The following is a 23,840-nucleotide window of genomic DNA, read 5'->3' on the forward strand; positions in this document are numbered from 1 at the left end:
ATATCGGAAAAAATGCATACAAGAAAGAGAACCATCTTTATTTATACAACGATAGCTGCAATCGCAATTAGTGCCCTATTTTTTGTGGTTAAATCAATCAGGTTACAAAGACGCTTGGAAGATATAACTCAAAAACAAGCCCAAGAAATGAGGGAGATGAGGACTTACAGGCAATTACTGAAAATAGATTCCATTCTTGCTAAAGGTGAATACGAAACAGCCCTAAGAGCATATAGCAGTGAAATTGAAGACAAGGACATGGTGGACAATTCCGCTATACAACTTCGCATCGCAGTAGCCGAACAGCTTTTACAATTCAAAGCAGGGGAAGTTTTAAATAGGGGTGAAATGATACAATTGGATTCTTTAGATTCCATCCAATCCAATCGTTCATTACTCAAAAAAGAAGTTAATGCTTATGATTCCCTAAATTTTGCGCTAGAGAAGGCAAAAGTTCAGCTGAGAGGGATGCGTGAGCAACTCCGGACCAAATCTTTTGGAGAATACTTAAATTTTAAAAGCAGTAAAGGTGATCAGATGCATTACGTGGGACAGGTGAAGAATAACCAAGCAAATGGTTTAGGGGTTGCTATTTTAAATACAGGAAGTAGGTATGAAGGGGAGTGGAAAGGGAATCAACGGCACGGAGAAGGCACATTTTACTGGCCAGATGGTGAATACTACGTGGGCAGCTACCTTAATGACAAACGAAATGGTCTGGGTACCTATTATTGGCCGAATGGCGAAAAATACGTTGGGCAGTGGAAAGATGATAAAAGGAACGGAAAAGGAGCTTTTTACGGAAAGGATGGGGATGCGATTACGAAAGGTGTTTGGAAAAACGATAAGTTAATTGAGGAGGAAAAAAATAACCCTTATTCTTAATATAGGCGTCTAATCATATTTTGGTAAATAAGAAAGACCTTAAAATTAATTAAACTGGAAATTTTGTAATAATGCATAAAAAAGTCCTGACTTAAAGAACTACTTTTAGAATTTCCTTATCCTGATCTACTTGTTTACTGCTTTTTTTGTTCCTAGTTTTAAGTCCACCTAAATTCAGCGACATGAAGAAGCTTTTTACCATCATTTTGATACCTTTTTTAGGGATAATCTCATCGGCCCAAGATCGCTTAACCGGCGAAACGTTTACGACCCGCTCGGAAGTCATAGCCCAAAATGGAATGGCCGCCACCAGTCAGCCCTTAGCTACTCAGGTAGCCTTGGACATTCTGAAGCGAGGAGGAAGCGCCATGGACGCCGCAATAGCCGCTAATGCCATGTTGGGACTTGTTGAGCCCGCCAGTTGTGGTATTGGTGGTGATATATTTGCCATTGTCTGGGATGCGAAAGAGCAAAAATTATATGGTTTTAATGGAAGTGGGCGTTCACCAAAATCGCTTACCATAGACCATTTCATAGATAACAATATGAAATATGTGCCATTTTATGGTCCACTTCCAGTTTCGGTACCAGGATGCGTGGATGGTTGGTTTACGCTACATGAAAAGTTTGGAAAAATACCCATGGCCCAATTGCTACAGCCCGCCATTGATTATGGGAGAAATGGCTTTCCGGTGTCCGAAGTTATTGCCTATGAAATGGAATCTAACTATGAGTCCTTGAAAGACCAACCCGGTTTTGCCACTACGTATTTGAGAAACGGCATGACTCCTAAAAAGGGGGAAGTCTTCAAAAATCCCGATTTAGCCGATACGTATGAGTTGATTTCCAAAAAGGGTAGGGATGCATTTTACAAGGGTTCCATTGCCAGAACTATTGCAGATTTTATGAAAAAGCATGGTGGGTTTTTATCTTACGATGATTTGGCCACACACACGTCCAACTGGATTGAACCTGTTTCCACAAATTACCGCGGTTATGAGGTTTGGGAGCTTCCTCCCAATGGTCAGGGCACGGCAGCACTACAGATGTTGAATATTCTAGAGGGCTATGACATTGCCAAAATGGGTTTTGGAAGTACCGACTATTTACATGTCCTCACCGAGGCCAAGAAACTAGCATATGAGGATCGTGCGAAGTTCTACGCTGATCCAGATTTTAATGATATTCCGCTTAAGGAGCTTTTGTCCAAGGAATACGCGGCCCAGCGGCGTGAGTTGATTGCTATGGACGTTGCGGCGGATAACTATCCTGCCGGGGATTTAGAAATTGAAACAGGTAATACCACTTATTTGACCGTTGCCGACAAAGATGGAAACATGGTTTCGCTAATTCAGAGTATATACTCCGAGTTCGCTTCGGGAATGGTACCTGACGGTTTGGGTTTTGTACTTCAGAACCGCGGACAAATGTTTAACGTTCAGGATAAAAATCACGCCAATGCCCTTGAACCAGGCAAACGCCCTTTTCATACCATCATTCCGGCATTTATCACAAAAGATGGTAAACCACACGTGAGCTTTGGACTTATGGGCGGAGCAGTGCAACCACAGGGCCATGCGCAAATCGTTGTCAATCTAGTGGATTTCGGCATGAATTTGCAAGAAGCTGGCGACGCTCCTCGGATGCGCCACAGGGGCAGTTCACAACCTACGGGTTCGGAAATGACCAATGGTGGAACGTTAAACCTGGAAAGTGGATTCGATTATAGGACGATTCGTGAATTGAGAAAAAGAGGGCATCGCATATCCTTTGCTGTGGGTATTTATGGAGGGTATCAGGCCATAGGTGTGGATTTGGACCAAAAGGTATATTCCGGGGCCTCGGAATCCCGTAAAGACGGCCAAGCTGCCGGGTACTAAAAAAGGTATATGAAAAGAAATACGCTACTCCCAAAAGTTATTTTGTTGCTTAGTTTACTATTCGTTTGCTCTTGTGAAGGGCAAAAGAAAAATGAATCAGACGCCTACGTTTACAAAAGTGGAGATTTCAATGGCATAGGAAAATGGTACATGGGTAGGGAAATTGCCCACGTAATGGGATTCCAGGGGATGGACTGGTTGGAGAGACCTGAGCGGGAAGCGGAGGAAAATACTTCCATCCTCTTAAAAAACATGGGAATTAACCCCACGGACGTTATCGCGGACATTGGTGCCGGCTCGGGTTATCATGTTTTTAAAATGGCCCCTTTAGCTCCTGAGGGTATGATTTACGCCGTTGATATTCAAGATGAAATGCTACAAGCGCTTCAACAGAAGAAAGAAGCCAGGAATATGGAGAACATCACTCTTATCAAGGGTAGTGAAAAAAGTATCAATCTTCCTAAAAACACCGTAGATAAGGTGCTGCTGGTAGACGTGTACCACGAATTTAATTATCCCGTAGAAATGATTTCTTCCATTAAAAATGCCCTGCGACCTAATGGAAAACTCTTTTTGATTGAATACCGCGGGGAGGATAGGTCCGTACCCATAAAGGAATTGCACAAAATGACCGAGGCGCAGGCCGTAAAAGAAATGAAAGCTGCTGGACTAACTTTGGAACGAAATTATAGTAACCTTCCTTGGCAACATTGTATGGTTTTTATAAAGGAGCAGTGATTAGCCGAAAGTTTAAACGCTGGTTTATTTCTTAACGATGCGATATTTTTTAAACAACTTATCTCTAAATTTAAATGACGCATAGGCCTATCATTGAGCATATTCAAAATCATGTTACAGCGAGTCCAAAGGATTTACAATTATTTACTTCCAAATTAAGGGAAGTATCGGTTGCCAAAGGAAAGTTTCTGCTACAACCGGCAACGCCGGTAAAACATGAATATTTTGTGCTTAACGGGTGTTTGAAGGCTTATTATTTAGATAAGAAGGGTAATAAAAATATCGTACAGTTCGCTATTGAGAATTGGTGGTTGGGAGATTTTGATGCTTTTTACAATCAGGGTCCGGCAAGCTTACATATTGAAGCCGTTGAGAATTCTACCTTACTCGCCATCAATTATAATGAATTACAGCTCCTATTTCAAGAAGCCCCCATATTTGAACGTTACTTTAGAATTCTGATTACCCGTGCCTTTATTTCCCTTCGTAAACGCATCATATCTTCATTAGGGAAAAACACAAAAGAGCGTTACTTAGAATTTTGTGAAAGTTACCCGAGCATCGAAGATAGGGTACCCAATTATCAGATTGCAAATTATTTGGGGGTATCCGCCGAAAATCTGAGTAGAGTAAGGCGGAAAATGAAGACGTTAAAATAATCCTAATTGACATAGGTCAATCATATTGACCATAACCTATTGTATATTGTTGTGAACTTAAAAACAGAACTATGCAAAATTTATTAACACCATACAATAAGAATATAAAATTAAGGAATAGGGTAGTAATGGCTCCCATGACAAGAAGCAGGGCAGATAATGAGGAAAATAAGCCCACAAATGAGCTTCATGGTTTATACTATGAACAACGCTCCTCTGCAGGGCTTATCATCACCGAAGGTTCGCAAGTTTCGAAAAGAGCCGTTGGATATATCAACACTGCCGGAATTCATTCCAAAGCCCAAGTGGAAGGCTGGAAAAAGGTTACGGAAAGAGTGCATAAGAAGGACGGTAAAATCTTCATCCAATTATGGCATGTAGGACGGATATCGCATCCTGATTTTCACGACGGTGAACTGCCATTGGCACCATCGGCAATAAATCCGAACGAGCAGGCCTATACACCGGAAGGATTAAAAGATACGGTTACTCCAAAAGAAATGACAATTGAAGATATTAAGACTACCGTAAAGGATTTTCAGAACGCTGCGAAGAACGCCGTAGAGGCCGGATTTGACGGGATAGAAATTCATTCTTCCAACGGCTATCTAATCCATCAATTTTTTAACGGCACTTCCAACAAAAGGACCGATGAATATGGTGGAAGCCATGAGAATAAAGCACGGTTCTTTTTTGAAATTTTAGATGCTATCAAAGAAGTGATTCCAGAGGAAAAAATTGGAGCCCGTTTTAATCCATCACTTAACGGAGTTTTTGGAATGACCATGGATGAAGACACGATTCCAACGTTCGAGTACGTCATTAAGAAATTGAACGACTATAATTTGGCATATATACATTTATCAGAACCATTTACGGACGTTTCTGAAATATCCTATGCAGTTACAGAGATTGCTAAACATTTTAGACCATTATATAATGGTACACTAATGATTAATTCTGGCTTTAATCAAGAGTCCGGGAACAAAGTAATCGAGTCTGGAAATGCCGACTTGGTATCCTTTGGAAAATTATATGTGTCCAACCCAGATCTGGTAGAACGGTTCGAAAATAATTTAGAGTTGGCAGATTGGGATGAGGATACTTTCTACACTCCAGGTCCTGAAGGATACACGGATTACCCCAAGGCGAGCATAGAACAAGAAGCATAATCTAAAAATTTAAAAAATACATAAGATGAGATTCACAAGAAAAGCACAGGCCCAGTGGAAAGGTTCTGGCAAAGAAGGAAAAGGAACATTAACTACGGGCAGTGGTATATTGAATACAACGCCATATTCATTTCATACGAGATTTGAAGATGGGGAAAAAGGCACGAATCCAGAAGAACTAATAGGCGCTGCCCATGCGGGATGTTTTGCAATGCAGTTAAGCTTTTTATTGGGAGAGGAAGGATTTAAGCCGGATAGTTTGGATATTGCCGCATCCGTTTCTTTTGAAGATGGAGAAATCAAAAAAATAGATTTAGACCTAAAAGGGGATATTCCAAATATAGATGCCGAGCAATTTCAACAGATTGCCCACAAGGCTAAGGAGGTCTGTCCCGTATCAAAACTCTTAAAGGCGGATATTCAACTTAAAGTAACGCTAAACAAATAGGAAATGGAGAAAGTATTAGTAGTCGGTGCCACAGGCACGACAGGGAATAAAGTCGTCAATCTGCTGAAATCCTCACAATATTTTGAACCCATAGCAATGGTTAGGAAAGAAAGTCAAACCGTACAGTTTGCTGCTCGAAACGTAAAAACGGTAATTGGTGATCTTGAGGAGGATATTGCTCATACAGTCGAAAATATAGACAAAATCATTTTCGCTGCTGGATCTGGCGGTAAAAAGGTGAAGGAAGTAGACCAAGAAGGCGCCAAGAAAATGATAGATGCAGCTAAGAATAAAGCGATTAAAAAATTCGTGATGCTGAGTTCCATGGGTGCTGATAAACCAGAAAAATCAGAGGAGCTTCAGGAATATTTGAAAGCAAAGCACAAAGCAGACGAATATCTTAAATCCAGTAATTTACCTTATGCCATCGTTAGGCCTGGGTCTTTAACCAATGAAAAAGGAGAAGGTAAAATTGTAATTGGAAAATCATTACAAGAACAAGGCTCCATAAGCAGAGACGATGTAGCTCAAGTTTTAGCAAGAACATTACACGATGATACGGTTCATAATGAAACTTTTGAGATTTTATCCGGGGAAGTTTTAATTGGGAAGGCACTGGACACTTTTGAGAAATAGCACTTTAAATTTATAATCATAATTTAAAACATATTAGTATATGTCACATAAAGTAAAGATTCAAGAGATAGGTTTTATCACCCATAATGTTCTGCAAATACAAGCACAAAAACCAGCAGATTATAATTTTACTCCGGGACAAGCTACTGAGGTAGCTTTAGACAAAGAAGGATGGCGCGATAAAAAACGACCATTTACTTTTACAAGTCTACCTGGAGACGGTTATTTGCAGTTTACTATAAAAGTCTACCCCAAACATGATGGTGTAACGGATATGCTCCAAACTTTGGAACAGGGCGATAATTTACTATTGGAAGACCCTTGGGGCGCTATATCGTACCAAGGTCCTGGTGTTTTTATAGCAGGTGGTGCAGGAGTAACTCCTTTTGTAGCCATAATTAAAGAATTAGCACAGAAAAATGAATTGTCCGGAATTAAATTGCTTTTCGGGAACAAGAGGGAACGTGATATCATCTTACAGTCCCAGTTTGAAAGGTGGTTGGGAAAGGATTTCATTAATATTCTATCCGATGAGCACAGTAGCAAATTTCCTCATGGTCATATTGACAAAGAATTTTTAAAAGAACACATAGATAATACAGATAGTAAATTTTATCTTTGTGGGCCACCGCCTATGATGAAATCGTTACAAGCCGATCTTCAGGAATTGGGTATTTCCAAAGGACAATTAGTAGCTGAAGATTTATCCTGAAGTTAAATCGATTTATCCACGCGACAGCAAAATAGATAAAGAAGATTATAGCTGATTAGTGTACCCTTAAGTCAATTTCTTTGTAGAAAAGGATATTTGCCATGTTTTGTTAGTATATTTATGGAGCTTTGTATCATATACTTCCATATCAACGAGCAAAGCCAATTTTTAGTTAAAAATACTTATTCCCGAAGCAAATCTTAACAAAATCGTTTCGTATCGTTCTATGTTAGTTCAGCACTCATGAGAATTTTAGTCATACTAACTTTTTTTTCATTTATGAATCAGGACACATCTGCACTTATTTACAATTTTAAGAATCATAACAATGGTAAGCCGTGTTATATCGTGGATGATGGTGTAATGGGTGGCTTATCCGAAGGAAAAATCATTGTGAACCAAGCAGGGAATGGTGTTTTTAGCGGGTATGTTACAACTGAAAATAATGGTGGCTTTTCATCTGTACGTTATGAAATGGATAAGAAAGACGTCTCCCGGTTCTCTAAGGTAGTTATTAAATTAAAAGGTGATGGTAAGGAGTATCAGTTTCGCATTAAAAGTGACGCCTCTCAGCGATATTCATACGTCAAAAGTTTTATGACGTCAGGGGATTGGGAACTAATAAGGCTATCATTTAATGATTTTATTCCAATGTTTCGAAGAAATACATTGAAAAAACCCAATTATCAAGGGAAAATAATGGAAGAAGTTGCCTTTTTGATTGGAAATAATCGAAAAGAAAATTTTACCTTAGAAATTGAAAAAATCTATCTAGAGTAAACAGTATAATATTAATTAATTTTAAGACTAATTTCTATGGACTATTTCACAGTTGCACTACAATGTATTGTTGCCATAAGTATTCTCAACGTTTGGTTGATTCAAAATAAGAAACCGACACAATGGCGAGGCGGTAATGCTACCACTATTATCGAGGAGTTCAAAGTGTATGGACTTCCAGTTTGGATGTGCTATGTTGTTGGCACTTTAAAAGTTATTCTTGCCCTAGGGCTTTTGGCTGCAATTTGGTATCCTGAACTTAGAGAACCCTCAGCATTAGGCCTTGCATTCTTATTGCTAGGGTCCATAGCCATGCACATCAAAATTAAAGACCCTTTAAAAAAATCTTTTCCAGCTTTTTTATTTTTAATTATGTGTCTTTACATCGCTTTTCCCATTTTTTAGGAAATCGCTACCAATAGGAAAGAAGATGATAGAATATGTATGCGTTTAGCAAGGCATAAAATAAGGATGGGGCCGCCTGTAAAAAGGTGTCCTTAATCTTAAGTCGTACTAGAAATCCTAACAACATTAAAATAGACAGTCCGGCCGCAGCAAAAATCTGTAAAAAAGGGGAGTAGTACATCCCAATGAGTAATCCTAAACCGCCTATTAATTGAAGCGCGCCAACAGTTTTTCGATAGGATGCCAGTCCATATCTTTCAAACTCCAGTTTCATATTTTTCGTCAAAAAACAAGCCAATCCAAAGAATAAAAAAGAAAACCCTGAAAATAAGGTCAGGTATGCCAATGCCTTTATCATTGCTATTGAATTGATTTTTTATGAAAGAAAGAAACTACTAAGCTAATAACTGAAAGTTACACCTACTAGCATAAACCAAAGAATATTGAAGAAATGTAGATTTGCGAACTAAAGAGTGTGACCAATAAAAAAGCCGACCATCGGGTCGGCTTTTTGTTTTATTTTAACTGCTACTCCCTACAAATAGGCTTGTAGCACCTTGTTATGAGAACGTTTCCTCAGAATTCGAATAGCTTTCTCCCTAATCTGACGTACGCGCTCCCTGGTAATATCAAAAAGTTCTCCTATTTCACCAAGGCTTTTGGGATTTCTTTCACCAAGGCCGTAATAAAGGCGAATAATTTCACTTTCTCTTTCCGGAAGTGTTTTCAAAGCTTGATTTATATCGGTACTTAGCGAATCCTTCATCATTTTGTCATCTGGTCTGGGTGCATCTTTGGATTGCATTACATTATACAAGTTACCAGATTCGCCCTCCTCAAAAGGAGCATCCATGGACAAGTGCTTGCCCGAGTTTTTCATGGCCAATTTAACTTGAGATCTACTCATATCCAGTTCATTGGCAATCTCAATGGCACTAGGTGGGCGTTCGTATGCTTGTTCTAAAGACGAATAAGCCTTTTTAATTTTACTGATTTCCCCAATTTTGTTCAATGGCAATCGTACCATACGTGATTGTTGGGACATTGCCTGTAAAATGGACTGTCTGATCCACCATACCGCGTAGGATATAAACTTGAAACCTCTAGTCTCATCAAAGCGCTTTGCTGCTTTAACTAATCCTATATTTCCCTCGTTGATAAGGTCGGAAAGTCTTAAACCGCTTCCCTGGTATTGTTTTGCGGTGGAAACAACAAAACGTAAGTTTGCGTTTACTAATTTATTTAGGGCAACTTGATCTCCTTCACGAATTCTTCTGGCCAGTTCTACTTCCTCGTCGGCCGTAATTAAATCTATTTTCGATATTTCTTGAAAGTATTTTTCTAATGATTTGGTATCTCTGTTTGTAATTTGTTTCGTGATTTTAAGTTGCCTCATATATTTCTTTAAGTTAAAATTTCTTACTTATAATTTAAAAAAAAAATGGAGAAAACCTAATAAATACTAGGTTTCTTTGCTTTTTTTCTTGAAATCTGATTAAAAATGATGAATTTATGTTTTATAAAATTTTAAAATCAGTTTAATTTCCAGACCGATTCTTAAAAGACCATCATTTTCTATGAGGATTTATACCTATTTGTAAGTTTTTTCTTTTTAATAATTTTTTGAAAGCCTAACTACTTCAAAATCAAATACTCAGTTATTATTCATTTCAAATTGTTACAAAATGTTTTGAATAATAGTTTAGAAGTGATTAATTTAACAGCAATTCGAAATGAACTGCTTTCTTTTGAACAGCAGTTCTTATTTTTTAACAAATAATCTTTTAGTTTACTATGAAAAACACATTAAAAAGTTCCCTGCGAATAGGGAGTAGCGTCTTAGTCTGTAGTGCTTTGCTTTTAGCTTCTTGTTCGCAGGAGGCCTTACCGACCGAGGAGACACAAGCACTACCCGTTTCCCAAGATTTGACCATTGCCTTAAAAGCCCCGTCTACTGACCCCATCATTATTGATGATTTAGGCACAGATGCACTCAAAACAACCGAAGCACCCGGTGTTGACCGAGGACGATTCAACATTACTTTAAGCTACCTACTACCACCAACACCAAGACAAGTAGAGGTCTTTGAAGCTGCGGCAGCACGTTGGGAACGGATCATTATCAAAGACGAGCCATCATTTACAGGTACTCTTCCTTCAGCCTTTGAGGGCTTTCCAGCCTTAGTGGATGAGGGAACGGTTGATGATATTATTATTGAAGTAGCATTGGCCCCTATTGATGGACCTGGTCGTGTTCTAGGTCAAGCTGGACCACGATTTGTGCGTACAGATGATTTCTTAACATTATCGGGTGTTATGTTCTTTGATGTAGATGACTTAGACTTTTTGGAAGAACTGGATTTGTTCGAGGAAGTAATTGTTCATGAAATGGGTCATGTATTAGGTGTAGGTACGCTTTGGAACGTTGCGCCTTTTGGTTTTGACAGAACCCTGAGAGGAGGTTCCGATGATAACCCTTATTTCTTAGGTAGTAAAGCCAATGTATTCTGGAATGCAGAAGGTGGAACTGACGAATTACCTATTGAGGGTGATTTTGGTCCAGGAACTAGATTTGGTCACTGGGATGAAGCCGCGTTGAACAATGAGTTGATGACCGGTTTCTTGAACTTGGGTGAAAATCCGTTGAGTAGAATTACGGCAGGGTCTATGAAGGATCTAGGTTACGGTTCAGCCTCTGTTGGTGAATCTTATGATTTACCCAAAGGTACACCAGGTGTCGCTGCTAAAGGTTCTGGTTCCAATGAAGGACTTCATATTGCTAGTATGGAAACTTTGCTTCAACCCGTTGGTTTTGTGAATATGAAGAAATAGTAGTTTCTTAATCATATTGTAATACCAAATATTTAAAAGAGCTTGTAACGACCAAAGTGTTCCGTTACAAGTTCTTTTCGTTTTTGTGCAAGCCTTTAGGGCTGTAAATATATTATACCAAAAAATAAGGAATATTGGCTTTTAAAAATTTATGCAGACTTCGGATATTGAATATGTGGAATAGTCCTTCGAAAAGTAATCCTTTTTTTATCATCAAGTCTAATAAATTTTCATTTGGAACGATATTTCAATGTAAGCCAAGGGATGAGGGCAGTACTTGTTTAATCAGAATAATCGACCGACAGTAATTTTTGTAACGTTAATTCAAATTTCGTAACAAAACAGATAAAGTACATATTAAATATCCTAGTCAAAATTGTCGACCTTATTGGCTGCGTACTGAAATATGGATTTATTGTACTTGCTCCAGCAATTTTTTAATAGATAGGGTTTTTCTGAGGCCTTTTTCCGTACGATCTGATAATAACAAATGAAAGTCATGATTAACCTCTACAATCGTAGGACCTCTTGGGGTTATAGCAACATCCCAACCTAAAAGAGGGAAATCAAACAAAGAAGATACTTGGGCTACTAATTCCTTAACTTCTTGATAATGTGGTAATTGTAGGTTTTCGAAAATTATGCCTGTATCTGGATGTTTTTGAAAAATACCCCCACCATTATCAATTAGTTGTAAACCTTCATCACGCAGTTTACCTGTTTCTTTATCAAATGGTACAACAATTCCGCCCTTATGGGCATTGTCTACGATAGACCCGGTCCTGCCAACTCGGACCAATCCAGAAAGAATTTCCACTTCATTCCCTTCGTTTTTGTAAGTGGCTATTCTTAAAGTATTTACACTAGAAGGATTTATCATCTTCAAAACTTCATTTTGCGGAATAACTTCCTGAAATATGAATGACCTGGAAAATATCATGTCTATTAAATCATCCTCTATTTTTTGATGGGTAGCCTTTCTTAGGATAAAGATATTCTCTCCCTTAACTCCATCCACGGGCTTACAAAAAATATGTTCAATTTTCTTTTCTCTAAAAACTTTCGTTAAAAAAGAACAAAAGTCATTTTTAGTTTCTATTTCAAAAATTTTTCCCTCGTAAGCAAATTGGTTTTTTGAATTATGAAAAAAAATTGGGGGAGTAGGAATATTGTTCATTGCCAAAAACTCTGCGAACAGCAATTTATTTTGCACTAAGACAATTTGTTTTTTTGCCAATGATTTTGACCATTGAAGTAACTTAGAATTTTCTTTAAGGCTTAGGTAATCATTATAATTATCGACGTTTTTCCTATAAAGCAAATGCGAAATGTAATTTAATGGGAAGCTCTTACTGGTCATATATAATGATGTGAGTTCCCTCAAAATTTTAGACCAACTTTTCTTATTCTTATCCTTAAAAAAAAATAACAGTACCTGCCTTTTCCTTTTTGATATCATATAGGTGATTTACCTTTTTATGGTTATTCTTTTTTTGATTTGATCAAGCCTACCGTAAAAAAACACATAATCGAAACTTTCCTTCTCCTCATCGAAACTATTACATAGCCTCTGTAAACTGTCTTTTAAAAACGAAAAGTCTTGATTATTTATTGTTAAATTAGCCCTTCAATATTAATAATTGTGCTTATAACTTCATATTACTATGAATATAATTATTGAACCAAAAAAAATATTGGGTTTGTTGCTTGTTTTTATTTTATTGCTTCAAATTACGAATATTGTAGGTTTACTCTTCTATTTTAATGATAACAACATTGGTTGGCTTTTCAATCTATTTAATATTAGAACAGAAGGGAACATTCCTGCTTATTATTCGTCAATGACTATTTTAATTGCTTCTTTCTTGCTTGGTTTTATTTCATTATTTCGGAATAAAAACGGATTGAGTTATTCGCTATGGCAAATTCTAGCTGTTATATTTTTTTATTTATCCATTGACGAAGCAGTTCAACTCCATGAGCGAGTTGGGGTTATAGTTGATAACAACCTCAATTTAGAGGGGTATTTATCTTGGGGATGGGTAATTCCTTATGGAATACTATTTGTACTTTTCTCACTGGTCTATTATTTCAAATTTCTACCACAACTTCCCAAAAAGATTGCTTGGCTGTTTATTTTATCAGGAGCCATATTTGTACTTGGGGCCATAGGCGTTGAAATGATAGCTGCTAATAATTATAATTCTGACAATTTTTCGGAAATTGTGAATGCCATATGTTACAGTATCGAAGAATTTCTTGAAATGTTAGGTATAGCCTTATTTATTTATAGTTTATTGCTATATATCAAAGAAGAAATTGTAATTACGTTGAAAGAAACTACTTGAATTTTACGAAGTATTTTTGTTCTGTTTACACTACTTATGCTCGTCTTAATTTAGACCATAGCTCCTTTAAAATTTTCATCTAGCAATATCTTCTGAAAAAGAAGGGAAATCGGGCCTTATTATAAGGTCATGAATATCTGTAAAATGGTTGAGAAAAAATGAACGCATATTTATTATGTGAGCCGTTGGAGGTCCTTAACCCTATCAAAGGTCAGTAGGTGACTAACTCCAAAGAAAAAAGTGAATGATTCCTATAAAACCAAATAACAAGCTATGAATAAATGTGTATGAAGTGGTTATCAAAGTTAATTTCTAATGCTATAAAATATGGGTAGGATAGGAAAAGACTGGGATTAAATATATCCCGCTTCAAAAGCAATAGTCCCATAAGACATATATTTTATGGGACTTTGGCAAAATAGGCTATTAATTTAAAGTCTTTCAATAATCATGGAAGAAAAATACTTGACTCCAGTCCTAATGGCCTCTTCATCTGCTGCAAAGTTGGAGGTGTGTGGCATACCTATAATTCCTTTCTCCGAATTGGATACCGATTTGACCAACGAAAGGAGGAAGGCAATTTTACATCAAGTATGATTTTTCATGATTCAAACAAAATAAATCTGAAGACTACGGACAGCTTGGCGCTTTCCAATCTAGATACATAAGATTCCAGGCTGTTTCATAACCTATCTTATGTGCTGCCCAAGACTTCCAGGCCGCAGAAGTTTTATCGGTAGGCTCTTCGCCTAAATCGCAACTACCTGTAAGTAAGGTGTACATAAATCCTGCTGTAGCTTTATCCAAATCCCGATTCATATGCCAGCTATCACGGTAAGCGGAGGTTACGATATTCATTTCTTTAAGCTGTGCAAAAAGGGTACGTATAGGAGCCGCCCTAGCGTAGGGCAATTCGGATTGACGTACCATGTAAAGCGCAACACCAAGATCAGTTCCGTTTTCAGATTGCGACCCTCGCTTGTCGATACCGTACAACATGGAGGTGTTTCCGGTTGCTGAACCATCCTGCATAGGAAATCCAAAAGAAAAATCAAATAACGAAGGGTCTATCTTATAACGCTTGTTGGCCTCGAAATTGGTATTTGCCCTACCAAAATTAAAATGGATAGGAGCAGGGCCATCACGTTCCAAGGTTTTATCCGATTTGCCAAACACCCAATTCAATCCACCTAGAATACCATTTTCACTACTGGTGCCAGTATGGTTATAATGCATTGTCATTTCAGTGATGTCACAAGCTGAAAATGGTGAAACAAAACTACGAACACCCGAAAAGTGAGGTTCATCCGCAGCATTCTTAAAGGTGGAAAATACGGTTTCAGCGATGGAAGCATCATACTCATAGGCAGATTCAGCAGCACTTTTTCCATAAACTTGGGAGTATATGGCCGCTGCCGCAGTGTAGGCACCATTAGGTGAAGGGTGCGATGTACTTTCATCCTTTTTATCATTACCAAGCGCTTGCCATGCAAGTCCTGCAGGGATGGTTTGTAAATCTACTTTTGCACCTTCTGCAGTACGGTACGTGAATTCTTCAAAGTGCCCTATGTTGGGCAATGACGATTCTGTCTTGGGCCACATCATCATAAGTAGGGGTTTTGCACCACCTTCCATAACTTTAGCGGCAATCTTATTAACTCCCAAGGAATAATATCCGGGTAGGGTAGATACCAAATAAGGGTCCGCAGCAATAACCACGTAGTCCCATTTTTTTTCACCTTTACCAGAGAGTTTGTCCATTCGGTTTTCCATACCCTCCGGCCAATAGTAGTACTGCACTAGGGAATGACTATAGTGGGTATAGTCGTATTCATTACCTCCAGATCCAAGAGCCACTGTAACTGTCTTATTCTTATAAATATCTTCCGATTCTACATAAACCGCAACGGAGTTATTTATATCATTGCTGAGGATTTTACTCAATTCAATGGCAATATTGTCCGGCGCAAAGGGTTCCGTACCTGCATTTATTGATTTACTGGTCCCCAAAATCAAGACATTCAGTTCACCGTCACCATTAATATCGGCATTTGCAGGTTGCTCCGGCTTATTTTCAAATTCACCTTCTGTTACATCCTCTACATCGGTATCCATAACGTCCAGAACAGCGTCGCTACTGCAGGCTGTGAAACAAATGGTGAAAATTAAAAGTATAAATGGATTCCAAACCTTACGATTCCTTTTTGCATTCTTGTCCATAATTTTCATGGGCTATTTTATTAGGGATAAAACAATCGATTCTTAAAAAGAACAATTTGTTTCGTGTTGAACGTTCATAAGGACGCTTAAGTGTTTTCACATCATACTAATCGATGAACGGTCGTCATATCATCGGAAAAACAGGAAAAAATTATATGAAAACAGCGAAGATCTCTATGCAGTAACCATAGGAACGAGGTTTAAATACGAATGGATGCTATATGTTGCTAAATCAGTTTCTATCTCGTAAGGGTTCAGTCATAATACGTTTTCTGCATTTTTTACCATAAGAGCGTCACTTGGCTTAGACGTAATCAAATCTAAAACAAGCAATTAGTACTAAAGCGGTATCTATTACGTTCTATCTAGACCAAAATCCAGATTATGAACCAGATTAAACCATTTTTTCTATTATTGTTGGTGTTTCCTTTACTATCCTTTTCACAAGTTGAAATGACATGGAACAAAGAAGTACCCACCAAAATATTATGGCAAGAAGTTACTTCGCTGGGTAATCTTATCGTTAGTTCAAGAGAAGAATTGATTGGTATTGATACCGAAACCGGGGATATCAGCTGGGGGAAAAGAGCCTATGGAAATCTTGATAGGGCTGCATACGAAGAACTACCCAATAGTCCGTTCTTTTCGGTAACCACGGGCAATAGCTTACATCTAATCGACCAGTTTAGCGGTGACGAAGTCTTCCATTCAAAAAATGCGGGCCTTCAAAAAGTTGCCAGCTATCATTTATTATATAATTCGGATGCGATTCTTGTTACCGGAACTGACTTCAATGGAGAACCGTTAATGGTTTCCGTACGGATGTCCGATGCCACTGTTTCATGGTCAATGAATGAAAAATTTGGCCGTATCGTTGCTGCCAATGAACTTGAAAATAAAGAACTGCTTATCGTAACCTTGTTCAACAACTACAAGCTCAACACGGATTCTGGTGCTGTCATCTGGAAAAAAACAAACTCCAAAGAGGCGGCACAGATAGACAAAATGGGAAAATTTGGAGCCTTATTGAAGCAGGCCGCGGAGAATGTCTCCAAAGACATGGATATACAGCTAAACTATTACCAGCCCGAAGGCAGTGACGTTTTCTATTTAGGGTCACAGCAAGAGCGACAAGGCGGAATAACCACCTCCTCAGGTAATACCACCGTTAACTATACCAATCATTACAACGCATATGATATTAATGACGGTAGTTTGGTATGGGAGGAAGAATTAGAGGTAAACGGGGCACTGAGCCAAGTTAATTTTCTGGATAAAGGAATTCTTGTGTTGCCCGATGATGGCAACCGAACCAAAATAAACCTGTTCGACTATGAGACGCGCGAAGGTCTCTGGGGCAAAAAGGGACGTGGTATTGCTATCAAAGGTGGAGTGTACGACTATTTAGATACAGGCGATGGTATTTTACTGGTATCACGAACTGCCAATAAAGATTTTCTTAATTATCTGGATCCGACTGTTGGGGCCATTACCTTTGAGAAACCCGTGAAGGTAGAGGGTACGGTAGTGGGCATTGTACCGCTAGCGAATGAAATTCTATATATTACTACCGAGTCGATGAACATTCTGGACCATCTTACGGGCACCTTAAAATGGAAAAAAAGTATACAAACCAGTCCAAGGCTTACGGCCGAACATCAAAATAAAATTTATGCTTTTGATTATAGTTCCGGACTTTTAAAAGTGGTGGATATGTCCAACGGGCAAGTCAGTGATTTTTCACAAACGGAACTTCGCTTTGAGGGCAAGGAGTCTCCAACGAATCTGGAAATTTTAGCAGATGGTATTTTTCTACATTCCGACCAGAACGTTGCTAAATATAACTTTGACGGGTCTTTGGCCTATCAAGAATACTATGCCGCACCTAAGGAAGCAGGTTGGAAACGTGCCTTGCTGTACGCCTCGTCCATAAGGGCAGCCTATATTGGAGCCGCCTCGTACTATGTTTCAGGAGCTATGGCCGCAGCCGAAAACGATGTTCGACAAAAAGACGAAGCAGCCGGTGAACTTGTATCTCAAATTGGAGCTGCCTACGGAGAATTGGGCAATGCCGCCTCAACTTATGCCGGAGCTGCCTTTAGACAGGCAAATGCCCGACTCAAGGCTACGAAACAAGGTAGGGATTTCATGTTCATCATGTCAAAGCAAGAAAAAGATATTGTCCTTTTAAAAGTGAGCAAAACAACAGGGGAAATCGAAGGCGAGATTAATTTGGGTAAAGATCGCGAGCCCTTGTACGCGGTTGATGATATTACCGGCCAGGTGTATTATCAAACAGGAGACGCTTCCTTGACCTCTTATAAGGCGCGCTAACGGATAACCCTTAAGGAAGACCCAAGATGTGTTTCCTAATGTACTGCGTTATGTTAAAAGCACTCCGGTACTTCTGACAGTTAAGAAAAATTTAGGATTTGCCTCAAACATGACTTATAAACAATTACTTCGATTTTTAGACGTAACTAGCACTATTCCATGGACTTGACAAAAAATGATTTTAAGTGTAAGTAATTTTAAAAACCAATTAAAAGAAATAAAAAGATGATAAAACTACGTAAACATTCGATTTTAGCCACGTTGCTTATTGTATTTTTCAGTTTCACCTGTAACAGTATTATTGCGCAATTAAGGACACCAAGTTCAGTAGGTACCTATGAAAAAGGTAGCATAACCCTTGAAAATGGGGAAGTAGTTGAGGGTTACATATTTATGGATATGATGAATCCGCAGGACTTCCAGAAAAGGGTTTATCTCATTGATGAACAATCTTTTACGGCTTTTGCCAAGGGAGAAGATGTAGACAAAAATGCTGTAGTTTACAAGGCTAAAGACCTACAAGGTTTTTCTCTTGACAATGGAAAAAAATTCAAAAGAGCGAAATATGTTAACCTATTTGCGAAAAGAAAACAAGACAAGATTCCTAAACAACTGTTGTTAGAGGTTGTCACCGAAGGAAAGATTACTGTTTTAAAAAAATATCACCATACACAGGGTTTTGTTAGCCCATATTTACCGGACCGTATGGAGGTGACTGATGCCGAATATGCCACATGGCAGGAAAACAATTTTGAAATGCTTGCCCAAAAAGAAGGGGAAGAAGCGAAAAATATGTCTACCATCAACCTAAAGAAACTTGTAGGTGATAATAGAACTGTTTTGGTCAATTATGCCAAAGACGTATATGGTTTCCGAACCCTTTTTACCAAAGGACCTGTCTTCGAATCCAGCTTCCAAAAGGATGCCTTAGAGGCTTTATCTAGAATGGCGGAGGATTATAATAAATCCTATATCGGCCGGGGACAAGTATAGTATCATCGTTTCTAAAAGGATACATTACACAGCTTATCTTTATTTCTCTGCCGCATCACATCGTTAAACGTATACTTTGCAGTGTCAAGAAAAAAGTAGAGATACTTTGTTGGTCAGTTACAGCAACTAGACCCACTTTGTATTGGCGGACATTTTACCGTTCCGTAGGAACAATAAACACAACAATCACCATCCTTGGGTTTTAGTAGTACGTTACAATTTTTGCATTCATAGAAAAATTGACACGCCGTAGTGGACATTTTTTCTTTGGCAGGGTGATGGTACTTAGGGCAGGTAATTGTAGACTCTAATTGTAGCTCCATTACCTTATTATTTTGTAGCCCGTGCTTAAGATGGCGGTTTCTATTTTCTCTGGGTCTACCTTGGTGGTATCGTATTTAACGATAGTATTAGCTGCAGCATAATCCGCCTTAACATTCAATATTCCCTCCAGTTTGTTGACTTCACTTTCAATATGGGCTTCACAACCTGTACAGGTCATCCCTTCAACGGTTACCTGGATTTCCTGAACGTTCAATGTTGCCCCGTTAACGATTTGTTGACTTGCCGCTGGCTTAGCAGAAAAAATAGGGTAGTAGGATGGAAATGCCAACATAACTCCGGTGAATAAGGTTGTCAATAACAAAAATCGCTTAGAGTTGATAAATTTTGGTTTTTCATCATTACAGGCACACTCCATTTCGGCTTGGGTTTTGGGTTTGAATTTTTGGTACCATGCGAAAGCCAGCAGCAAAACCGTAAAACCGATTAAATAAGGTCTATAAGGTGTTATCCAAGTAAAGGTGGATGCCACACCCGTAGTTCCTGCCAACAATGAAAATATAGGGGTAATACAACATAGCGATGCCGCTAACGTGGTCAGGACCGAAGCACCCATTAATTTTTTATGTTCATTCATACCTCTTTTCATTTTAAACATCATGAATGAGACTCAAAACAGGCTTTTCCATTCCAAAATGGTTTTGATATTAAATCAAACGAAAAGGTATCTAAAAAAGTACAGTTAAAAAAGTCTATAAGACTCAATCATATCTTATTACAGGTGATAGAACTCCTTTAATGAACAATAAGAACTTTGCAAATAAACACTTATTAATTGACCGGCGATAGGAGGGAAGCTAAAGGTATGTGGAATAGAAATTTAATTTAATTGCTGGTTACGCGATTTCATTTTCAGAAATGCTATCAAACTTTCCAATTGTGATATAAGTCATTACAAGAGTCTCCTTTATGATTTAATTTAAAAATTTAATTCGCTGGTACGTCAGCTAATACATAGTGAAAAGTGAAAAATAGTATTACTGCCCTAGCATGTTTTATCTGTATGATTGGTTTTGGCCAAGAGAATTTTACGGCCAAAAGGGAGCAAATGGTAAAAACGCAACTTATAGCTAGAGGCATAAATGACGCCGCTACGCTTTTTGCGATGCAAAACGTGCCCCGACATCTTTTTGTTCCCGATAACATGAAGACATATGCCTATGCGGATCGTCCTCTACCTATAGGTGCTGGACAAACCATTTCCCAACCCTATATTGTTGCTTTTATGACCGAGACACTACAGTTAAAAGAAAGCGATATGGTATTGGAAATAGGAACAGGTTCTGGATATCAAGCAGCCATTCTGGCAAAAATTGTAGACTCCGTGTATACTATTGAAATTGTAAAGCCCTTGGCCGTTCAATCCAAAGATCGATTAAAACAGTTGGGCTATGCCAATGTGAATGTAAAATGGGGCGATGGGTATCACGGCTGGCCGTCAAAAGCGCCTTTTGATGCTATTATCGTCACAGCAGGTGCCGACAGCATTCCCCAACCCTTAATAGACCAATTGAAGATCGGTGGAAGGATGATTATACCTGTAGGGCCGCATAGTTACGTGAGCCATTTGGTATTGGTTACAAAAAAGAAAAATAAGATCATCAAGAAAAAATTAATACCTGTGCGCTTTGTACCCTTTACCAGGCAAAAGGAACCTGATGGTAACAACTAATGTGAAAAAACAATATGTCAAGTAACATTATCATAGGAAGTATTAACGATGATTCTGTTGAGATGGCCGAGCGGAAGGGGATTGGTCATCCCGACACGATGTGCGATGAGATTACCGAGCAAATTTCAAAAGAACTTTGTCAGTATTATATAAAAGAATTTGGTGCCATTATGCACCATAATGTTGATAAGGCCCTTTTAGTTGGTGGGCAATCGAAGCCTGCCTATAAAGGAGGAAAAGTAATACATCCGATATCGCTGATTATTGCAGGTAGGGCTACGGCCCACGTAAAGGATAAAAAAATCCCTGTTGAAGAAATTGCCATTGAAACCGCAAAAAAGTGGACAAAAAAACATATCCGACATCTAGATGTTGCAAAGGATATGAAGATTACTACCAACATACGTCCGGGAAGTACAGATTTGGTCGAGCTGTTTAAGCGTTTCGGTGAAGGTGAAATTCCGTTGGCCAATGACACCTCTTTTGGTGCAGGTTTCTATCCTAAAACACCTTTGGAAGAGAGCATCATTAGGATTGATAAGCTGTTGAACGACCCAACTACTAAAAGTAAATTCCCCTTTATTGGCGAGGACACTAAGGTAATGGGGGTCAAAGAATATTCAAAACGGTATTTTACCATTGCCATGGCCATGATTGACACCTATATCACCGATTTGAGTGATTATATCAGCAAAAAAGAAGCAGTACAAGAATATATCATTCATAGTTTGGAGTTGTCCGATACCGAAGTAAATATCAATACGGCCGATAATTATGATAACGAAAGCATCTATCTTACCGTTACTGGCACAAGTGCCGAACATGGTGATGACGGACAGGTAGGAAGAGGCAATAGAATCAACGGATTAATTACGCCTTACCATCCGATGAGTTTGGAAGCCACGTCGGGAAAAAACCCACTAAATCATACAGGTAAAATATACAACTACTTTGCTATGGACCTTAGTCGTGCAATTGTAGAAAATAATTTTGCCGATTATGCCCGTGTTTTTATCGTATCGCAAATTGGTAAACCCATAGACGAGCCACAGCTTTTACACTTTCAACTAAAAAACAAGAATACCGATAACAAAACCATAGAACGTTTTGCCAAAGAAAAGCTCAAAGACCTTTCTAACTATTGGAATCGAATACTATATCAATAGCTATTGGCCATAAAGAAGGGTATCATGCCACCTAATTGCAGTATGTTTTTACAATGGGTGCTTCCAAGAATCAAGATGCGGTGGATTGGTTTTTCTGCCAAACAAGAAAAATAAAATAGGTATCAAATAATCGATAACAAAAATGAAAAAGCCTAATTCCATAGGGTTTTTTACTGCTACGGCTGTGGTTATAGCGAATATGATAGGCGCTGGTATTTTCACCAGTTTGGGCTTTCAATTAGTAGATACCACAAATACGTTGTCGATTATTATTTTGTGGTCATTAGGTGCGTTGATGGCACTATGTGGTGCTTTGAGCTATGCGGAACTTGGAACGTACTGGCAACGATCGGGTGGGGAATACCATTTCCTTTCTAAAGCATTTCACCCTGCTTTAGGGTATTTATCGGGATGGGTATCGCTGACTATCGGGTTTTCTGCACCCATAGCACTATCCGGTATGGCTCTAGGTGAATATGTTGCACCCTATATCGAACTCCCTAGTATGGTTTTGGCTATGGCTACTATTTTTATCATCAGTTTGCTGCATTCACTAAGCATTAAAAGGAGCGGCACGTTACAAAATACAACGACCTTACTAAAGGTAGCGCTCATTTTGTTTTTCATCTATTTTGGGGTGACGAAGACTCCTGAAGTATCTGCTTATCTATGGGATCAAAGCTGGAAAAAAGAAGTCCTTCTACCGGCCTTTGCGGTATCCTTCGTGTATGTTACATTTTCTTATTCAGGCTGGAATGCAGCGGCTTACATTGTTGACGAAATCCGAGAGCCTCGTAAGAATTTACCAAAAGCATTGCTTTTGGGCACTGTGACGGTGAGCTTCCTTTACTTGTTGTTAAACTTTGTCTTCATAAGACAAAATTCACTGGAAGCTATTAAAGGCAAATTGGAAATCGGTCAGATCACGGCCATTTCGCTTTTCGGGGAAGCAGGGGGAGAGCTTATGAGTTTCGGCATTGCTTTGATGCTGATTTCAAGTATAAGCGCCATGGTATGGGTTGGTCCCAGGGTAACACAAGTAATGGCCGAAGATCATCGCTTATGGAAATGGTTTTCTAAAAAAACAAAAAACAAGGTTCCTTTACGTGCCATTTGGCTACAAACGGGAATAACGTTTATATTATTAGTAACCGGCACTTTTGAACAGGTGATGATTTACAGCGGTTTTGTACTGCAATTGTTTGCAGCTTTAGCTGTAGCAGGACTATTTGTTCTGAGGCGAAAAAATACCACAAAAAAGGGCTTCAGAAGTCCTCTTTTTCCGCTACCACAAATTATCTTTCTGGTCCTGAGTGTATGGGTGCTGGTGTATCTTGTATTTGCGCAACCCTTAGAAACCGGTTTAGGGCTTCTTAACCTGATATTAGGCTTTGTGGTATATAAATCCGAGGGTTTCTATAGCAAGAAAAAGCCTATCTAAAACAGCTTTTACCAATCAATTAGCAGACCAAATCATACGCCATTGGCACGGTACTCCTTGGAATCTAGGTGGCCATTGCAGAAGAGTGATACAAAAACACACTATAAAAACGCAAGAGGCTGGGCTCTTTTAAACAAACGAGTTTTCGAAATGGCATCTATTTGTTAACCAAATACG

The 23,840-nt window shown here is 38.7% G+C and carries 24 protein-coding genes; 18 read left to right on the forward strand and 6 right to left on the reverse strand.

Translation table 11 applies throughout. From position 1 onward, the window contains the following. Positions 1 to 12: 12 nt before the first annotated feature. The 10 genes from N8A89_RS16845 (at position 13) to N8A89_RS16890 (ending at position 8,315) form a co-directional block, all read left to right on the forward strand. Positions 13 to 885, forward strand: a complete 873-nt coding sequence (locus N8A89_RS16845; RefSeq protein ID WP_281540239.1) for an MORN repeat-containing protein — start codon at positions 13 to 15, stop codon at positions 883 to 885. Between the two features lie 182 nt (positions 886 to 1,067). Then, entirely contained in the window at positions 1,068 to 2,765 is a 1,698-nt protein-coding gene (gene ggt, locus N8A89_RS16850; RefSeq protein WP_281540240.1) for a gamma-glutamyltransferase, read from the forward strand. Between the two features lie 9 nt (positions 2,766 to 2,774). After that, complete coding sequence (locus N8A89_RS16855; RefSeq protein ID WP_281540241.1) at positions 2,775 to 3,503, forward strand: class I SAM-dependent methyltransferase; 729 nt, start codon at positions 2,775 to 2,777, stop codon at positions 3,501 to 3,503. Between the two features lie 74 nt (positions 3,504 to 3,577). Then, on the forward strand, positions 3,578 to 4,162 hold the full coding sequence (locus N8A89_RS16860; protein ID WP_281540242.1) for a Crp/Fnr family transcriptional regulator: 585 nt from the start codon (positions 3,578 to 3,580) through the stop codon (positions 4,160 to 4,162). Positions 4,163 to 4,233: 71 nt separating this feature from the next. Next, entirely contained in the window at positions 4,234 to 5,334 is a 1,101-nt protein-coding gene (locus tag N8A89_RS16865) for an alkene reductase (protein ID WP_281540243.1), read from the forward strand. A 25-nt stretch (positions 5,335 to 5,359) separates the two neighbouring features. Beyond that, positions 5,360 to 5,782 carry an OsmC family protein gene (locus N8A89_RS16870; RefSeq protein WP_281540244.1) on the forward strand — a complete coding sequence of 141 codons (423 nt, stop codon included), beginning with the start codon at positions 5,360 to 5,362 and terminating at the stop codon, positions 5,780 to 5,782. Between the two features lie 3 nt (positions 5,783 to 5,785). Next, a complete protein-coding gene (locus N8A89_RS16875; RefSeq protein ID WP_281540245.1) occupies positions 5,786 to 6,418 on the forward strand; it encodes an SDR family oxidoreductase in 633 nt (210 codons plus the stop codon). A 40-nt stretch (positions 6,419 to 6,458) separates the two neighbouring features. Next, positions 6,459 to 7,130 carry a ferredoxin reductase domain-containing protein gene (locus N8A89_RS16880; protein ID WP_281540246.1) on the forward strand — a complete coding sequence of 224 codons (672 nt, stop codon included), beginning with the start codon at positions 6,459 to 6,461 and terminating at the stop codon, positions 7,128 to 7,130. A gap of 279 nt (positions 7,131 to 7,409) precedes the next feature. Continuing rightward, a complete protein-coding gene (locus N8A89_RS16885) occupies positions 7,410 to 7,910 on the forward strand; it encodes a CIA30 family protein (RefSeq protein ID WP_281540247.1) in 501 nt (166 codons plus the stop codon). Positions 7,911 to 7,946: 36 nt separating this feature from the next. Next, the gene (locus tag N8A89_RS16890) at positions 7,947 to 8,315 is read left to right on the forward strand and encodes a DoxX family protein (protein ID WP_281540248.1); all 369 of its coding nucleotides are present in this window, start codon (positions 7,947 to 7,949) and stop codon (positions 8,313 to 8,315) included. Positions 8,316 to 8,322: 7 nt separating this feature from the next. On the opposite strand, the gene N8A89_RS16895 is transcribed toward N8A89_RS16890, so the two are convergent. Together N8A89_RS16895 and N8A89_RS16900 are read right to left on the reverse strand one after the other, a co-directional pair. Further along, complete coding sequence (locus N8A89_RS16895) at positions 8,323 to 8,673, reverse strand: DoxX family protein (protein ID WP_281540249.1); 351 nt, start codon at positions 8,671 to 8,673, stop codon at positions 8,323 to 8,325. A gap of 177 nt (positions 8,674 to 8,850) precedes the next feature. After that, positions 8,851 to 9,711, reverse strand: coding sequence for a sigma-70 family RNA polymerase sigma factor (locus N8A89_RS16900; protein ID WP_281540250.1), 861 nt, complete (start codon positions 9,709 to 9,711; stop codon positions 8,851 to 8,853). Positions 9,712 to 10,109: 398 nt separating this feature from the next. On the opposite strand from N8A89_RS16900, the gene N8A89_RS16905 reads away from it, so the two are divergent. Next, a complete protein-coding gene (locus tag N8A89_RS16905; RefSeq protein WP_281540251.1) occupies positions 10,110 to 11,147 on the forward strand; it encodes a M8 family metallopeptidase in 1,038 nt (345 codons plus the stop codon). A gap of 412 nt (positions 11,148 to 11,559) precedes the next feature. Here the strand turns inward: N8A89_RS16905 and N8A89_RS16910 are convergent, their stop codons facing one another. After that, positions 11,560 to 12,606: a sugar-transfer associated ATP-grasp domain-containing protein gene (locus N8A89_RS16910; RefSeq protein WP_347343940.1), complete on the reverse strand. Its 1,047-nt coding sequence runs from the start codon at positions 12,604 to 12,606 to the stop codon at positions 11,560 to 11,562. A 205-nt stretch (positions 12,607 to 12,811) separates the two neighbouring features. On the opposite strand from N8A89_RS16910, the gene N8A89_RS16915 reads away from it, so the two are divergent. Continuing rightward, complete coding sequence (locus tag N8A89_RS16915; RefSeq protein ID WP_289644635.1) at positions 12,812 to 13,495, forward strand: hypothetical protein; 684 nt, start codon at positions 12,812 to 12,814, stop codon at positions 13,493 to 13,495. Between the two features lie 450 nt (positions 13,496 to 13,945). After that, complete coding sequence (locus N8A89_RS16920) at positions 13,946 to 14,092, forward strand: hypothetical protein (protein ID WP_281540254.1); 147 nt, start codon at positions 13,946 to 13,948, stop codon at positions 14,090 to 14,092. A 33-nt stretch (positions 14,093 to 14,125) separates the two neighbouring features. Here N8A89_RS16920 and N8A89_RS16925 read toward each other — a convergent pair whose 3' ends face one another. Next, the gene (locus tag N8A89_RS16925) at positions 14,126 to 15,724 is read right to left on the reverse strand and encodes a hypothetical protein (protein WP_289644636.1); all 1,599 of its coding nucleotides are present in this window, start codon (positions 15,722 to 15,724) and stop codon (positions 14,126 to 14,128) included. Between the two features lie 375 nt (positions 15,725 to 16,099). On the opposite strand from N8A89_RS16925, the gene N8A89_RS16930 reads away from it, so the two are divergent. Together N8A89_RS16930 and N8A89_RS16935 are read left to right on the forward strand one after the other, a co-directional pair. Further along, entirely contained in the window at positions 16,100 to 18,049 is a 1,950-nt protein-coding gene (locus N8A89_RS16930; protein ID WP_289644637.1) for a hypothetical protein, read from the forward strand. Positions 18,050 to 18,274: 225 nt separating this feature from the next. Next, positions 18,275 to 19,042: a hypothetical protein gene (locus N8A89_RS16935; protein WP_281540259.1), complete on the forward strand. Its 768-nt coding sequence runs from the start codon at positions 18,275 to 18,277 to the stop codon at positions 19,040 to 19,042. Between the two features lie 113 nt (positions 19,043 to 19,155). On the opposite strand, the gene N8A89_RS16940 is transcribed toward N8A89_RS16935, so the two are convergent. Together N8A89_RS16940 and merTP are read right to left on the reverse strand one after the other, a co-directional pair. Beyond that, positions 19,156 to 19,365, reverse strand: a complete 210-nt coding sequence (locus N8A89_RS16940) for a GDCCVxC domain-containing (seleno)protein (protein ID WP_281540260.1) — start codon at positions 19,363 to 19,365, stop codon at positions 19,156 to 19,158. Then, positions 19,365 to 19,961, reverse strand: coding sequence for a mercuric transport protein MerTP (merTP, locus tag N8A89_RS16945; protein ID WP_281540261.1), 597 nt, complete (start codon positions 19,959 to 19,961; stop codon positions 19,365 to 19,367). The genes N8A89_RS16940 and merTP overlap by 1 nt, the downstream gene beginning before the upstream one ends. 387 nt (positions 19,962 to 20,348) lie before the next feature. On the opposite strand from merTP, the gene N8A89_RS16950 reads away from it, so the two are divergent. The 3 genes from N8A89_RS16950 (at position 20,349) to N8A89_RS16960 (ending at position 23,663) form a co-directional block, all read left to right on the forward strand. Next, entirely contained in the window at positions 20,349 to 21,056 is a 708-nt protein-coding gene (locus N8A89_RS16950) for a protein-L-isoaspartate(D-aspartate) O-methyltransferase (RefSeq protein WP_281540262.1), read from the forward strand. A gap of 14 nt (positions 21,057 to 21,070) precedes the next feature. Next, a complete protein-coding gene (locus N8A89_RS16955; protein WP_281540263.1) occupies positions 21,071 to 22,222 on the forward strand; it encodes a methionine adenosyltransferase in 1,152 nt (383 codons plus the stop codon). Positions 22,223 to 22,364: 142 nt separating this feature from the next. Next, positions 22,365 to 23,663 carry an APC family permease gene (locus tag N8A89_RS16960; RefSeq protein ID WP_281540264.1) on the forward strand — a complete coding sequence of 433 codons (1,299 nt, stop codon included), beginning with the start codon at positions 22,365 to 22,367 and terminating at the stop codon, positions 23,661 to 23,663. The last annotated feature ends 177 nt before the right edge of the window (positions 23,664 to 23,840 follow it).

Source organism: Maribacter aestuarii (assembly GCF_027474845.2).
GTDB lineage: Bacteria > Bacteroidota > Bacteroidia > Flavobacteriales > Flavobacteriaceae > Maribacter > Maribacter aestuarii.